This is a genomic window from Nitrospira calida (genome assembly GCF_976986435.1).
Genome location: NZ_OZ335950.1, coordinates 1228847 through 1243775, shown reverse-complemented (window position 1 = coordinate 1243775; position 14929 = coordinate 1228847). Strand labels below are relative to the sequence as shown.

Annotated in this window: 10 protein-coding genes; 8 read left to right on the top strand and 2 right to left on the bottom strand. The window is 63.3% G+C overall.

Features of this window, described 5'->3' with window-relative positions:
• Positions 1 to 44: 44 nt before the first annotated feature.
• Positions 45 to 1430 (bottom strand): OmpP1/FadL family transporter, encoded by a 1386-nt coding sequence (locus ACWHTU_RS06095; protein WP_447862457.1) that lies wholly within the window; start codon positions 1428 to 1430, stop codon positions 45 to 47.
• 97 nt (positions 1431 to 1527) lie between these two features.
• On the opposite strand from ACWHTU_RS06095, the gene ACWHTU_RS06090 reads away from it, so the two are divergent.
• The 8 genes from ACWHTU_RS06090 to ACWHTU_RS06055 all read left to right on the top strand — a co-directional run bounded on the left by ACWHTU_RS06090 (position 1528) and on the right by ACWHTU_RS06055 (position 10492).
• Positions 1528 to 4770 carry a BTAD domain-containing putative transcriptional regulator gene (locus ACWHTU_RS06090; protein WP_447862455.1) on the top strand — a complete coding sequence of 1081 codons (3243 nt, stop codon included), beginning with the start codon at positions 1528 to 1530 and terminating at the stop codon, positions 4768 to 4770.
• Between the two features lie 205 nt (positions 4771 to 4975).
• On the top strand, positions 4976 to 5167 hold the full coding sequence (locus tag ACWHTU_RS06085; RefSeq protein WP_447862453.1) for a hypothetical protein: 192 nt from the start codon (positions 4976 to 4978) through the stop codon (positions 5165 to 5167).
• Between the two features lie 35 nt (positions 5168 to 5202).
• Positions 5203 to 6456 carry a M48 family metalloprotease gene (locus tag ACWHTU_RS06080; RefSeq protein WP_447862452.1) on the top strand — a complete coding sequence of 418 codons (1254 nt, stop codon included), beginning with the start codon at positions 5203 to 5205 and terminating at the stop codon, positions 6454 to 6456.
• A 364-nt stretch (positions 6457 to 6820) separates the two neighbouring features.
• Complete coding sequence (locus ACWHTU_RS06075; RefSeq protein WP_447862451.1) at positions 6821 to 7423, top strand: hypothetical protein; 603 nt, start codon at positions 6821 to 6823, stop codon at positions 7421 to 7423.
• Positions 7424 to 7502: 79 nt separating this feature from the next.
• Positions 7503 to 8456 carry a hypothetical protein gene (locus tag ACWHTU_RS06070; RefSeq protein ID WP_447862449.1) on the top strand — a complete coding sequence of 318 codons (954 nt, stop codon included), beginning with the start codon at positions 7503 to 7505 and terminating at the stop codon, positions 8454 to 8456.
• Positions 8453 to 8899, top strand: coding sequence for a hypothetical protein (locus tag ACWHTU_RS06065; RefSeq protein ID WP_447862447.1), 447 nt, complete (start codon positions 8453 to 8455; stop codon positions 8897 to 8899). The genes ACWHTU_RS06070 and ACWHTU_RS06065 overlap by 4 nt, the downstream gene beginning before the upstream one ends.
• Positions 8900 to 9055: 156 nt before the next feature.
• Entirely contained in the window at positions 9056 to 9865 is an 810-nt protein-coding gene (locus tag ACWHTU_RS06060) for a hypothetical protein (protein WP_447862446.1), read from the top strand.
• Between the two features lie 207 nt (positions 9866 to 10072).
• Positions 10073 to 10492, top strand: a complete 420-nt coding sequence (locus ACWHTU_RS06055) for a DUF3015 family protein (protein WP_447862444.1) — start codon at positions 10073 to 10075, stop codon at positions 10490 to 10492.
• On the opposite strand, the gene ACWHTU_RS06050 is transcribed toward ACWHTU_RS06055, so the two are convergent.
• Positions 10478 to 14929, bottom strand: coding sequence for a DEAD/DEAH box helicase (locus ACWHTU_RS06050; RefSeq protein ID WP_447862442.1), 4452 nt, complete (start codon positions 14927 to 14929; stop codon positions 10478 to 10480). The genes ACWHTU_RS06055 and ACWHTU_RS06050 overlap by 15 nt on opposite strands.

Sequence of the window (14929 nt, the reverse complement as noted above, 5' to 3'; positions counted from 1 at the left end):
CTTGCTTTAAAGACTCCCGACCCCTTTTCTTATGCCAGAGATGATCAGAAATTGATCCGCAGGGTCAGGCTTCCGGCATTCGTTGTCGTCCGATAAGTCCCATTGACGCCGGAATGGGGGTGGCCGGTCACGGTGCGGGGCTCAAAGAGCAGAAGTTGATAGGCCAGGTCGAGTCCGATCGCCTTTCGGGTCAACCAGCCGCCGTCGGCGCCGCCACAGTCCACCACTCCGAGAAGCCGCCCTCCTTCCCGACAGAAAAGGCCGAGCCCGATCGACCACACATGCACGTCGGCGTCGGGGATGACCGGATTGTAATTCGCGTCGGGGATGGGCGTGTGCGAACGGTTGTAGCCTGCTCGGAGCGCCAGTTGCCAGGCTTCATGGTCCGGCAGACGGAGCCACGTGTATTCCGTCCCCACGGCGATCGACACGCTGTTGTTCCAGTGTTGCGGGTTGGTGATGACGGCGCCGGTGGAAAGGGCGACATCCACATTTCTCACCGATCGCCACCGGGTGTAGTCCACGTCCACCTCGACCTTCCACGCGCGCTCGGCGTCCCGAAGAGGCCAGAGCGCCAGTCCCAGCGTCCAGACCTCGGGCAACAGGAACTTCGCGGAGGCGTCGGCGACCGGCGCTCCGTCGACGAGCAGTTGTCCGCGCACCGGCAAAACCGCTTGGCTGCGCCACACGCCGGCGAGATTCGCCCGCGGCCGGTCCGCCGTGCCGATGAGCGTGTAGAGCACGCTGGCGTTCAGGCCGGCGGTGGTGCCCTTGCCGTTCAACTCCACACGGCTGCCCGCCGGGATGCCGCCCACGCCGGATGAAATGGACAGGCTTTCCGTTTGCCCCTCGCCGATAAAACTCGCGAACGTGAAGATGTCTGCGCCGAGCCCGAGCGAGAGGCGATCCGAAACCTTGTAGGCCACGGTGGGCTTGATGTCGAGCAGCGGGAGGCTGCCTTGGTAGCTGGCGGAAGAGAACGGCGCGCGTTCCGGGTACTTGTTGCCGAACCCGTAGAGCGACAGCAGGCCCAATCCCAGACTGAGATCCCGCAGGACCGGCAGGCCGGAGCGTTCCAGGTTGGCCGTGAGATACAGTTGGCCGGGCGGAGGCCAGCCGACCGGCCCGCCGAGATCGTTGGTCGTCTGCGCCCCGCTCGGACTCGTGAACCGGGTGTGGGGGCTGACGAATTGGACGCCGACGGTGTGCTGGATCCCCTGCAACCTCGTCATGGCGGCAGGATTGTAGAAGACCGCGGTCGGATCGTCGGCCTGAGCCGCAAACGCATTGCCCTGCCCGATGGCCGCCGAGCCTTGAAAAGGATTGCGAAAGCCGTCGGCACAGGCCGGAGACGCGCCTACGCCCCACACCAGCGGGACCCAGATCCAGCCTACCAGACTTAGGAGACACCTTGCGTCGGGATCGCGCATAGGGCGCGCATCCTACGGGAGCAATTTTCGGGGAGTCAAGGACTTGCCCTTAAGAGCGAAGTGTGAGACCATCGCCGCCACCGCGGTCCAGAGGCCGATGCCCGCACGCAACCTTACGCTGGCCAAGCTCGCGCGCCCGACCCTGCCCATCGTGCACGAGCGGAAGCGGCTGTTCCGCCTCCTTGATGCGGCCCGCAGGAGACCGGTCGTCTGGCTCACCGCTCCGGCCGGGTCCGGGAAGACGACGCTGGCGGCGAGCTACCTCGGCGCACGGAGACTGCCTCACATCTGGTACAGCGTCGACGCCGGCGACGGAGACCCCGCCTCGTTCTTTTACTATTTGGGGCTCGCCGGCAGGCAGGGCGCTTCCCGCCGGGCACGGCCGCTGCCCCTGCTGACGCCAGAATATCTGCCGGGCCTCCAGGCCTTTACCCGCAACTTCTTCCGTCTGTTCTTCGCCCGGATCAAACGGCCGGGCGTCGCCGTGTTCGATAATTTCGAGCGCCTGCCGGAGGACTCGCCGCTGCATGACCTTCTGTCGATCGGGCTGGCCGAGACCCCGCCCGGCGTTACCGTGATCGTCGTCAGCCGCGCCGATCCTCCGGCCTCCTTCGCTCACCTGCTTGCATCCGGTTCGCTTGCCCTCGTGGGCTGGGAGGATCTGCGTCTGACCCAACGCGAGAGTCTCGCGATCGGCCGGCTGCGGTCCCGGCTGACCACGGAACAACTTCGCGCCCTGCATGAAGAGACACGGGGCTGGGTCGCCGGCTTGGTGTTGCTGGTCGAAGAAGGGTCGCCGCGCGGCAGACGGCGGACGCCCGACCTCTCCTCCGGTCACTCGATGCTGTTCGACTATTTTGCGGAGGAATTGGTCAAGCGCACGGACGCCTCGACGCGCGCGCTGCTGCTTCGGACGTCTCTCCTCTCCAAGATCACGGCTGAGACGGCCCGACAATTGACCGGGATCGAACAGGCCGAGGCCTTGTTGAACGGACTGGTGCGTCGCAATTACTTCACCTTCAAGCTTGCCGGCCCGATCCCGACCTATGAATACCATCCGCTGTTTCGGGCCTTCCTGCAGTCCCGCGCCCGCGCCGCTTATTCTCAACCGGAGCTGAACCGCCTGCAGCGCCAGGCGGCAGCGCTGCTCGAAGCCGACGGGTTCGTCGAAGACGCCGCCGCATTATTGATCGAAACCGGCGAGTGGGACGGGCTGATCCGACTGATCCTGTCACAGGCGCCGGTGATGGCCGCCCAGGGCCGCGGCCCGGCGCTGGCGCATTGGATTCGGGCCGTCCCTGGCGAGATGCTTGAGAAGACACCATGGCTCCGCTATTGGCTGGGAGCTTGCCGGTTGCCGTTCGATCCGGTCGAGGCACGGACGTACTTCAATGCGGCGTTCGCGCTGTTCGAGAAGGTGAACGACCCGACCGGTTCATATCTCGCCTGGCTGGGTCTCGTCGAGAGCGTCTTCTTCGAATGGCGGGATTTCGTCCAGTTCGACCGGTGCCGGGAGCTGTTCGACGACCTCCGCCGCCGGTATCCGGACTATCCGTCACCCGAAATCGAGGCGCGCGTCACCTTTGCGATCTTTACGATACTCATCAACCGCTGGCCCGATCACCCGGATCTTCCTTCATGGGTCGAAAAAGCCGAAGCGCTGCTGAGGTCGGACGCCGAGATCAACACCCGCCTGATGCTGGCCAATCATCTGCTCTATTACTGCACATGGCGGGGAGACCTGGCCAAAGCGAAGCGCCTCATCGCCGAGACACACCCCGAATGGGCGAGGCAGGAGGTCACCTCGATGACCCGCCTGTGGCGGCACGCCTCGCTGGCGATCGTGTACTGGCACACCGGAGACATCGAACAGGGTTTGCGCGAAGTCGACGAAGGCCGCCGGTTGGCCGACGCCACCGGCATCCGTATGGTCGAGATTCAACGTTTGGGCGCGGAAATTTTTCTGCTCCTCATCCAGGGCGACGTCGAGGCGGCCGAGCGCCGGCTTCACCAGACATCCTTCGCCCTCCGGCCCCACAGCCTGCTCGACGGCTCATACTATCATCACCTGGCCTCAACGATCGCTCTGCACAAAGGCCAACTGACGCACGCCGAAGAATGCGCGCAGTCGGCCCTGGCGAGGGTCAGAGCCAGCGGCATGCGGTTCGGCGAAGCGATCTGTCTGATCGGTTCCGCGCGCATTGCGTTGGAGGCAGGCCAGACGACCCACGCGCGGGAAGCACTGAACGGCGCACGTCGGATAGCCTGCGCCATCGGCGGCCGATCCCTCGAATGCATGTGCGACCTCACGGAAGCGGAGATTGAATTCTCGTTGCGGCGAGAGCAGGAAGGATTGGCCTTGCTCCGGCAAGCCTTGCGCCTCGGCAAAGCCATCGGCCTCGCCGTTCTTCCATGGTGGACGCGCGATCGTATCGCCCGACTGTATGCGCACGCGCTCGATGCGGGTATCGAGCCCGCCTATGTCCAGGAAGTGGTCCGGCGGCATGCCCTCGCGCCGCCGGCCGACAGACCGGTTGACGACTGGCCCTGGCCGATTAAGGTCTATACCTTGGGACGTTTCGCCGTGGTGAAAGGCGGCACGCCCCTTCGATTCAAAGGCAAGATCCAGCGCCGCCCGCTTGAGCTGCTCATGGCGCTGATCGCCCTGGGCGGGCGCGGGGTCCCGCTCGAGAAATTGACCGACGCGCTCTGGCCGGACGCCGACGCCGACGCCGCCTATCGGGCGTTCACCGTCGCGCTGCATCGGTTGCGCCATCTGCTCGGGTCGGACACCGCTCTCAGGCTCACTCACAACCGCCTCACCCTCGAGCCGCGCGACGTCTGGGTTGACGCCTGGGCGTTCGAACGCCTGCTCAATGTGGCTGAACGCGACAGCGATGAGGCGGACACCGTTGCGTCGGCCGGCAAGGTGCTGAGCCTGTACCATGGCCGGTTCCTTGACGGAGTGGACGCCCCGTGGGCCCTCTCGCCGCGTGCGCGGTTGCAGACCCGATTCCTTCGCTTCGCGATCGCGCATGCCCGGCGCTTGATACGGATGGGCCTTTACGACCAGTCCGTGACCCTGCTCGAACAAGGTCTGGCCGCCGACGATCTCGCCGAGGACCTGTATCTGGAGCTGATGCGCAGTTATCATGCCCAGGATCGTCACGCCGAAGCGCTCTCGGTTTACCATCGTTGTCGCCAGGCGCTCAGGGCCGGGCTTGGCCTCGCGCCGAACCCGGAGATCGAACGGCTCCGCCAGACGTTGCAACAGCCGAGTGTCGCCCGCGGCGACCACCGGACCGGCGCCACGCCCGACGTTCCCTCTCCTTCCGCCTGAATCGACCGCCACACCCTCCGAGCGCAGGGTGGAATTCCGCCCGTTCCCTCCCTGCCGCCGCACAACTCACGTCGTCCTCATGTCTTTCCGTCCAGCGGGATCGGTAAGTCATCGGTAAGGGCTTCTCCGATAGGATGTGCGCGTTTTTCATCACGCCGCCGTCCATCGACCGTTGCGATCCGGGGTTCGGATGGAGTCGTACATCGTGCGCATCTACCGCCGCGGCCGCAAGGACGGTCCCGCCACGAAAAGCCGGGCAAGACAACTGGTGGGAACGGTCGAGGACGGCGAGGGCCGACGCCGGGCGTTTCACAGCAGCGCCGAGCTGTGGGAGGCATTGTGGTCGAAGCTCAGCGGGCAGCGCGCCTCTGGAGACCGGCGGGGGAAAGGCCGGTAAGAACCCGTGTCCAGTGTGTGGAAGAGGAGGCCATTATGCCTCGCCGCATGTGTCATCCCGTCGTACCCGTGATCGTCGCATGCTCGCTTCTCGCCTTGGCCGGTTGCGAAGACTTGATGAAACAACTGCCGGCCGGCACGGATCGATACCTTCAGACCGGGATATCGGTCGGCAGCGCCGTCATGAATCGGCCGACATTCACCGAGGCCGATGAAGAGCGGATGGCGCAGGAGAACGCGAAGAAGTATGAGAGCAGCCACCAGTTGTGGGACGATCCGCTGCTCGACACCTATCTGAACGACGTCGTCCAGCGACTCGTCGCGCAAGCCCGTCCCCGTCCGTTTGTATACAGCATTCGCGTCGTCAACGATGCGAGCATCAACGCCTTCACGTTCGGCGGCGGGCTCCTCTACGTCAACGCCGGCTTGCTCGCCCGCATGGAAAACGAAGCCCAATTGGCGATGGTCCTGGCGCACGAGATCGCGCACGTGACGGAAAGCCATGTCACCAAGGGCATCGAGGGTAGCTACGGCATTCAGGTGCTGGGCCAACTGGCCGCGCAGGCAGCCGAGACCAGCGGCAAGGTCACGCTCCCGCCTGCGTTGTTGCAAAAAACCTACGAGTACTCGATGAAGGCCGCCATCAGCGGCCACGGCCGCGCCAGCGAAACCGAAGCCGACGTGGTGGGGCTTGAGTACATGGTCAAGGCCGGCTACGACCCGCGGGAGGCGCCGAAGACGTTGGAGCAACTCCTGAAAGAATACGGCGACCAGGGCGCCCTCGAAAACTTCTTCTACGGCGACCACCCGACTAACAAGTCGCGGATTGCCAAGCTCACCGGCTTGGTCCAATCGAAATACAGCCAGGAGTTGGCAAGCCGGAAGCTTCTGGTGAATACCGACGAGTTCAACCGGCGGACGCGCGAGCTGGTGGTGAATGTCGGCAAGCTGGACTACGAACGCAAGCGGTTTAAGACAGCCGCCGCGATGTTTGAAAAAGCGCTGGCGGCTAAGGACAACGACCCCGTGCTGCACTACTACCTTGGAAAGATCGCACTGGAAACGGAAAGCGGTCCCGAGGCGTCCAACCGGGCCATCGGGCATTTCGTCGCCGCGATCAAAGCCAATGAGGCATTCGCCGACGCCTACAGAGAGATGGGACTGGCGTACTTCAAGCTTGGAGACCGAAAGACGGCCGCGATGGCGTTGGAAAAGTATCTCTCTCTCAGTCCCGGGGCTAAAGACGCCGACCGTATACGGAGGGCACTGGCTGATCTTCAGGGGTCCTGATGGTCGCCAGCACGCACAGGTCCGGGTTGTCTTCGACGTGAACAGTTTTCCGTCGCGGTTCGCGTGTTGCTCCGGTCATCTCACGAAGGAGGTCACTCTTATGAACGCATACCAAACGTTTACCGTCCTACGCAGGGCATTATGTGTGGGAAGCGCGGCGCTCCTTCTTGGAACAAGCGGGGGGGCTTTCGCCGCGGAATTGGCGGATGACCCGTCCAAGGAGGAAGGCGATCAACAAATCCGACAACTTCTTCCTGGACAGTCCAAGAAAAAGTCCAGGAAGGAGGGGAGCGCTGAAGGGACTCAATCATCGTCGAATGACACGTATACCCTGCAGCTCCACGATCTACGCTGTAAGGAATCAATGACCGATAAGGGCGGGGAGAAGGATGCGGTCACGATTGTCTTGCGGCTTGCCGAGCAGGGAAATCCCGAGGTACAGCCGGTCACAACTCTCGCAGTGGTGTGCCGGGAGGGCTCGGTGATTCCGCTTGAAGACGCCGAAACAAGAAAGCCGATTGTCCTCTACAAAGGCCCGTTACGCTCGGATCTCGAGCTCACGGCCAACATTTACGTGGCCCTTCCGAAAGGGTTCAGTAACGTGCGCGATGCGCTCAGGAAATACGCAGCCGCGACCGGCACAACGCTCCAGACGGTCGGAGCCGCTACGGCGGAACCGGGTCTTGCTCTGGCCGGCACGGCGTTGAAACAGGATGAGGTCAAGGGCGTCATCGCCGATGCCTTGACCGAAGTCTGGAAGGGGGCGGCTGAAACCGTCTGCAAGGATCGCGTCAAATGGGTCAAAGGGTACAACAAAAAGAAAAAGCGCGAGAAGTTGCTCGCCCATGCGAACCAAGGCAGCTTCAAGCTCAAGACGTTCAAGAAAAAACAATGGTGCTTTGGAATTGAGTCCGGAAAGATCAAGTACACCCTCACCGCCCGCCTCGTCAGAGAGTCTGCGGGATAGGCTGCGGGGGCATGCCGGCGCGCATTCGGACAGCAGACGGCCGACCGGCACCAGAGGTTGAAGACGAAGGAGGTTTCACATGAACATCGGTCTCGAGGTTTTCAGCAAGGCCCCAGAGAACGGAATGACACGCCGGCTCACGGGTCTCGTTCCTCTGGGCTGTTTGCTTCTCACCTGCTGCATGGGGGAAACCGTCGCGGTGGCGCGGCAAGACGCGGAGTCGGGTGCGCGGCCGGCGGCGCTTGCCACGGCAGCTACCCAACAGATCCAGCCTCAACCGGCCGCTCAGTCGGCAGGCTCGACGCGAGCGCCGAGTCAGGTGAATCAGGATGTCGGCGACATCGCGCAGGAAGGCCGACTCTTCCTCGCCGAAAAATCATCCAAACTGGACGCCAAGAAGTCCAAGAGCGCCCCCGCGGCCAAACAGCTCGATGCCTCCCAAGAAGCGGAGGAAGAAGAGGAGGACGAGGAAGCCGATGAAGAAGAAACCACGGGTAAAGGCTCATCGAAAGCTGGGACGGGCGTGGGCTTAAGAGGAAAGAGCATTACCAGCGACTTCGACCCTGTGCTTCGGGCGGATCTGATAGAGGCCACCGTGCGCGGTTCAGTCCTGACGGTGGCGGTTTCGCTCACTTTCCGAGGCACGAAGGATCGGAATGAAATCGCTGTCAAAGAACTGGGTTATTGCGGGAGCAGCTATAGCTGGGTCACGGATTACGAGAGTGGTAACAGATTCGGATGTGCATCGGCGAGTGGATTTAGTCACGGCCAGATCAAGAGCGGCGAAACCAAGACCCTCCGACTCACTTTCCCAGCGCCAAAGGGCGCCAAGACGGTTGGTATTACGCTGTACAATCTGGGCACCTTTGATGATGTCAGGCTAGGGGCACCCGGTGGTGGTCTTTCTGGCCAACGAACAGGCTCCTCCAAAACTGAGGGGGTCGAAGAGGAGGAAGCGGAAGAGGAAAAAGACATAGAAGAAGACAGCAAAGGGTTGGCCGGCAAGAAGCGAGCCAAGAAGGGAGCCAAATGAAAGATAATCAGGAGGCCTTCATGAACCCGAAAGCGTGCGTGCTTGGTGCCGGTCTCGCTCTTTACAACTTCATCGTGCTCGCCTGCATGCCGACCTTCGGCTACGCGCAGGACTTTCACCAACCCGAAAACATCTGGAGCCTCTCGTCAATAGAGCAGCCAACTGGGCAGGCGCTGTTTCAATTGACTCCGATGAGTCCGATCGCCACGTTGCTTGCTACGGATGCGCTCCCAGACGGCTCGACGCGTCTTGCACAGAGGGAGTCCACATCTGAAGCAAAAACATCAAAGGCGGCAGGGAAGACCGGAGACAAAGGTTTTGACGCCTCCAAGAAAGATGACGACGGGGATGAAGACGAAGAGGAAGAAGCTGAGGACGCCGATAAGGAAGACAAAGGCAAGGCCCCCGCTACCAAAGGAGACAAGGCCTCGGAGAAAAGTTAAGTGAGCGGACTGGAAGTCGGAGAGACGCCCTGCAAGGCGCTCTGAAGCGACACCTTTTGCTCGCCAGGAAGAGCTCCCACGGCGGAAGCGAAGAAGACACAGCTTTGACAGCTTGACAATGACGGAAAACCCGACGCTGAACTTAAGAGGCCCTCCATGGATCGTCCTTTAAAAAATCAAATGACAGTGTATATCTTAGCCTGTCTTCTGCTGTTACCCGCACTTCCAGCTTCTGCCGATCAGGCGCTGGATACAGCCATTGACCATGCCGGCAAGTACACCGCGTTTGTGTTTCTGGTCAACGGGTTCACCGGCTGCTGCATCCCCGGCGAGAAATTCCAAAAGTTCCTGCGCGAGCAAGGGGCCTATGTCCACATCTCGAACTGGAACGAGATCGACCGGAAAGGGAACCCCGGCGTGCCGGCGGCGGACCCGGACGACTTCGCCTGGAAGGTCACGCCTTCTCCGCCCACCGACGAGACCTTCGTCAAACAAATGCAGGACGTCATCAAGAGGATCGACGCCAAGAACCCGTCCATCCCGATCGTCCTGATCGGTCATAGCTACGGCGGGGACGCCGTGCTGCAGGTGGCCAAACGAATCAACGACAGGAAGATCGCCTTTGTCGGCATCCTGGATGGCGTGGGGAAAGGAGGATTGCGGAAGAATGTCACCAAGCCGGTTCCCGACAATGTCGAATATTTTTTCAATCGCTGGCAGCAAAACCCGCCCTTCGCCGGGGATCATTTCATTCCGTTCGATCGGCTGCTCTCCGGCAAGATCGAGAGCCGCGCGGGGGAAAGCAATCAGAAAAAGCAGAACACGGAAAAGACCGGCACGTGCAAGCGGAAGTATCGGGACCCGGTCAACGCGATTCCTCAGTTGTTGTCGCATGGAGAAGTTCCCAAGGACAAGTGCGTCCAAAAGAAGATGAAGAAGATCCTCGCTCAGCGGGTCTTTTTCTAAAGTCACCGGAGAAGGCCGAAGCCTGAATCCCGGGGAGCAGGGCACCGTGGACCGCCGCGGGTCAAGGTCCTTACGGGAGGCGTGCCGCAGTACATCGCGGCGTACCTGGTCCGGGAGTTCCGGCGGACTTGATTCGCCCTCCCATACGCCTTACTCTGGGCGGGACGCGTAGCGCTCCAAACAACTCTGAAGGGAGGAGGAACCACGATGCGTACACTCACCCGCGCTCTGCTGCTCCCGATTGCGCTTGGAACCCTGACCATTTCCCTGCCGGCCTGCACCCTGAAGGCGACTCTGGATACGACATCGGACGGAATTACAAATTTCCTATCCTCCACGTCCGGCAAGACCTGGTTCACGGAGGACGGGCTGGTGCGGGAGGACCTGAAAGTCGACGCGTTTGCCTGGATGAACGCTGAGAACCTGAAACAGGATATGGCGCGAGGCGGCGGAGAATACCTCTCGTCGCTCGGCAGCTTGATGAACGTGCCTCCCGACCGGCAGACGGAGTTCCTGGCCTTCGTTCAGGAACGCTACCCGATCCTCGCAGGCACAGATCAGACAAATCCTACGGCAATGTTGGCGGCTTTGAAACAAGGATGGGCGGCGCGGTCAGCGGCTCAATGACCGGGCCGCGTTGATAGAGACCACTGCCGGAGCCGCACCAGCCGTGACAACCATGCCGTCTCGGAACACGACGAAGTTGGACGGCTGGGCCGGCACGCGCGGCCCCGGCAGGATGATGCCGACCAGGTTCAACGGATCGGCGGCGGATAGCTTGATCTCCTGACCGGCCGCGCCGCTGTCGCCGCTCTTCCGTAACGCGCGCAGCGACTCCACCGCTTCCGGCAAGGCGAATTGTTCGCCGGTAAACCCGCTGACAAACCGCCCGCCGCGCACTTCGCCCCGCAATTCGAGCCGCCGATACTGGACCACCAAATCCCGCCACGGGAGGCTAAGCGATTCCCGCCCAAGCAGGTCACGAAAGACGATGCCATAACGATGGAGCAACTGGCGGGCGACCCGTTCGGCCGGGGACTGTCCCACTTCTTGGCACCCGTCGCTCTTTCCTAGACAACGGGTGCTGGGACTGTCCACGGGAACGGGACAGGCACCAGCTTCGCTGGAGCCAGCCCCTGTCCGCAGCAACGACCACCGTCCCGCCGCGTGGCGCGGACGACGAGTCCGCTCGCGCCCTTCCGCCCGCCGGCGACGCGGGTCCAGGAGGGCCCGCAGGTTGTCGAATCCATCCCCCGTCGCCAGTCCAGCCGCGACCAACTCCCACAGGCCGTCTTCGACCTCCGAAGGCAAATGCCCGGTACCCCGGACCAGATCGGCGAAGAAACTTGCGCCGCGCTTCCGCAGGTGCGTGTAGAGATCCTGTGCCACCGCGCTGAGGCCCGAGGTGTCGTCCGGCCGGCGGCGTTCCTCGCCGAACGCCGCCAGAAGCCAGGCCGCTTCGTCGCGCGGGAACAGGCTGATCGGGGCCACACTGGTGGGAACGATGCGCTGCCCGCGTCGGCTGGGCTCCGTTTCCCCTCCATCGGCCAAACGAGGATGCGGCGAGAGTCGCCCCCAACTCACGGCTCCGCTGAGACAGAGTCGGTCCAACAGTTCCGCTTCATACTTGGCCATCCGGACCCGCAGAATCTGCGATTCCCAGGCCGACGCGGCCGCTTCGAACCCGGCCAGTTGCTCGATGACCTTCAACAAGCCCGGTTCCCCATGTTGGCGAGAGCCCGGCGCCACATGCTGCCATTGCAACAGGAATCGCATGAATTCGGCGGCGGTCACCGGTTCGATCTCTTTCCTGAGCCGCCCGACCGTGAGCCGATGGATGCGGGCCAGAAGGCGGCGATGGCACCACTCGACCGGCGCGGCGGCGCCGGAATGTGAAATGGGGAATGGGGAATGTGAAATTGGCCGGAACTGGCCGCGGAGGATTTGACCGGTGGCTTCCAGCCGAAGAAGCGAACCCTGAATCCAATCGGAGGAGACATGCAGCCGTGTCGCCAATTCCGGCGCCGTCGTCGGGCCGATGCTTTCCATCCACCCCAATACGATGGCGTCCAGCGCCGCGTCATCGCCGCCGAACGCCCGTTCGACCGCTGCACGATGCTCGGTTGCCACCCACCCCCTTACCTCATGAGAGGCGAGGGGTGAGGAGCGAGGGAAAAAGGAAACGGCGCGACCTGTTTCAACAAGCGCCGGCAGATCATGCGCCCATGCGGGCGCAATCGGTTCAGGCACCCAGATCAGCGTCAGCAGCGCATCGTGCAGCTCGTCGGCGTCGCGGACGACGGGCCAGGCTTCCTCGACCACCTCGGCAATGGCCGCAGGATCTAACGCGCCCACATTCCCCGCCAGTTCCGGCGGCAAGGTCCGGCGCATTTCGACCGCGCGGGCACGCCGCTCTTCTAACGGCGCATCATCCAGGTAGGCGTAGGGATTGGCGTTCAGGATCTCGTGACAGAAGGGCGACGGCACCGGCGTGTCCACCGCGACGCAGCGAATCTCGCCCCGCTCGATCCGCTGCAGGACCGCGATGAGCCCGTCGGTGTCCATCGCCTCGGTAAGACAGTCCCGGATGGTTTCCTTGACCAAGGGATGATCGGGCAGGTCCCTCGGGGCATGCGGGTCCCGCATATTGTCCTGGCAGGCCAGCGCGGCCGGAAACACGGCGGCCAACAAATCTTCCGCGCGCATCCGCTGGATCTGCGGCGGCACGCGTTTGCCGCCGGCGAACCGGGGCAGCGCCAGCGCGCGGGTGGTGTTCCAGCGCCACCGGCTGGCGAACATGGGCGCCGCGAGCATCGCCTGTGTGAGCACCTCGCGCACGGATTCCGATCGCACAAAGCCGAAGACGCTCTCCAGCGGAAAACTGTGCTGTTCGCCCAGCGAGATCACAATGCCCTCGTCCGTCGCGGCGGCCTGGAGCTCAAAATCGAAGGTCACGCAGAACCGCTTGCGCAGCGCCAAGCCCCAGGCGCGGTTCAGCCGCCCGCCGAACGGCGCATGAATGACCAATTGCATCCCGCCGCCCTCGTCGAAAAACCGCTCGGCGATAACGGTCTTCTGAGTCGGCACCGCGCCGAGAATTTGCCGGCCGGCGAGGATATAGGCGACCGCCTGTTCCGCGCCACGGCGGTCGAGACCGCACTCTTCCCGCAGCCAGCGGACAGCCGAGAGCTGACAGCGCAGCGCCGAATCCGAATCGCCGATCGCCGACGCATCCAGCAGCTCCGCGATCGCTTGCCGCAGCACCGCGACTTCGGCCGACAGCTCCACGGTGCGCGACGGAGCTTCGCCTCGCCAGAACGGAATAGTCGGCGGGGCGCCGTGCGCATCCTCCACCCGCATCTTGCCCATCTCCACGCTGCGAATGCGCCAGGAAACATTCCCCAGCAGAATGATGTCCCCGGCGAGGCTTTCCACCGCGAAGTCCTCATCGACCGAACCGACCACCGTTCCGTCCGGCTCGGCGATCACCGTGTAATTGGCCGTGTCCGGGATGGCGCCTCCCGACGTGATCGCCGCCAAGCGCGCGCCTCGCCGCGCTTTGATGCGCCGGTTGATCCGGTCGTGATACAGATAGGCACGGCCGCGGCCACGATCAGTCGGGATTCCATCGGACAACATCCTCAGCACCGCGTCAAAGTCCCGGCGGTCCAGCTCGCGGTACGGATACGCTCGCCGGCACAGGGCGAACAGCTCATCCTCGCGCCATTCCTGGGTCGCGGCGGCCGCCACAATCTGCTGCGCCAGAATATCCAGCGGCGCGGTCGGCACGTCGAGGCGATCCAGCGCGCCGCTCCGGATCGCCCGCACCAGGGAGGCGCATTCGATCAGCTCATCCCGGGTCGTGGCGAACAGCCGGCCTTTCGGGACGGCGTTGATCCAGTGTCCGGACCGACCGATCCGCTGCAAGGCCGTCGCGATGGCGCGGGGCGAGCCGATCTGACAGACCAGATCGACGGTGCCCACGTCGATCCCCAGTTCGAGCGACGCGGTCGCCACCACCACGCGAGTCCGCCCTGTTTTCAGCCGTTCCTCGGCGGACAGCCGGATCTGTCGAGACAAACTGCCGTGATGCGCCGCCACCACCTGCGCGCCCAGATGCTGCAAGCGCTCTTCCAAGTGGTGAGCCACCCGCTCGGCCAGCCGTCGTGTGTTCACGAAGACCAGGGTAGACCGGTGCTGCTGCACTAGTTCGGCCACCCGATCGTAGACATCGCGCCAGATCGCGTTGGTGGCCACGGCGCCCAACTCATCCTTGGGGACCTCGACCGCCACATCCATGTCGCGCCGGTGCCCGACGTCGACGACGATCACGTCGCTCGTCGTTCGTCGCTCGTCGTTCGTACCCTCTGGTCCGAGAGACACTTCACGCTTCACGAGGGACGCGGCTCTCGCCCCCACCAGAAACCTCGCCACGGTCTCGATCGGGCGCTGAGTCGCGGATAGCCCGATGCGGACAGGCGGCGAAGCGGTCAGGGCCTCGAGCCGCTCAAGCGACAGGGCCAGATGGGCACCGCGCTTGTTCGGCGCGAGGGCGTGAATTTCATCGACGATCACCGTCCGCACGTCGCGCAGCATGAGCCGACTCTTTTCGGCGGTCAGCAACAGATACAGCGACTCCGGTGTCGTGATCAAAATGTGGGGCGGACGGCGGAGCATCCGCTGGCGGTCCAAAGCCGGCGTATCGCCGGTCCGGACCAGCACACGGATCCCCGGCATGAGCAAACCCGCCGCCAGGGCGGCCTGCCCGATCTCCGTCAAAGGCTGCTGCAGATTTTTTTGGACGTCATTGCTCAGCGCTTTGAGCGGCGAGACATACAGCACCTGGGTGCGGTCGTCCAACTCACAGGCGAGGGCTTGCTTGAAGAGCGCATCAATGCAGGAGAGAAAGGCGGCGAGCGTTTTGCCCGATCCGGTTGGCGCGGCGATCAGGACGTTTGACCCGGAGGCGATCGCCGGCCAACTACGCACCTGCACGTCCGTCGGCTCGCCGAATCGCGTCCGGAACCAGTCGGCAATAACGGGATGGAAGCGGGAGAGCGGCAT

Excerpts from the sequence above, each read along its gene's own strand:
- ACWHTU_RS06095 (WP_447862457.1), bottom strand. The coding sequence starts at position 1,430 with ATGCGCGATCCCGACGCAAGGTGTCTCCTAAGTCTGGTAGGCTGGATC.
- ACWHTU_RS06090 (WP_447862455.1), top strand. The coding sequence starts at position 1,528 with ATGCCCGCACGCAACCTTACGCTGGCCAAGCTCGCGCGCCCGACCCTG.
- ACWHTU_RS06080 (WP_447862452.1), top strand. The coding sequence starts at position 5,203 with ATGCCTCGCCGCATGTGTCATCCCGTCGTACCCGTGATCGTCGCATGC.
- ACWHTU_RS06075 (WP_447862451.1), top strand. The coding sequence starts at position 6,821 with ATGACCGATAAGGGCGGGGAGAAGGATGCGGTCACGATTGTCTTGCGG.
- ACWHTU_RS06070 (WP_447862449.1), top strand. The coding sequence starts at position 7,503 with ATGAACATCGGTCTCGAGGTTTTCAGCAAGGCCCCAGAGAACGGAATG.
- ACWHTU_RS06065 (WP_447862447.1), top strand. The coding sequence starts at position 8,453 with ATGAAAGATAATCAGGAGGCCTTCATGAACCCGAAAGCGTGCGTGCTT.
- ACWHTU_RS06060 (WP_447862446.1), top strand. The coding sequence starts at position 9,056 with ATGGATCGTCCTTTAAAAAATCAAATGACAGTGTATATCTTAGCCTGT.
- ACWHTU_RS06055 (WP_447862444.1), top strand. The coding sequence starts at position 10,073 with ATGCGTACACTCACCCGCGCTCTGCTGCTCCCGATTGCGCTTGGAACC.
- ACWHTU_RS06050 (WP_447862442.1), bottom strand. The coding sequence starts at position 14,929 with ATGCCGCTCTCCCGCTTCCATCCCGTTATTGCCGACTGGTTCCGGACG.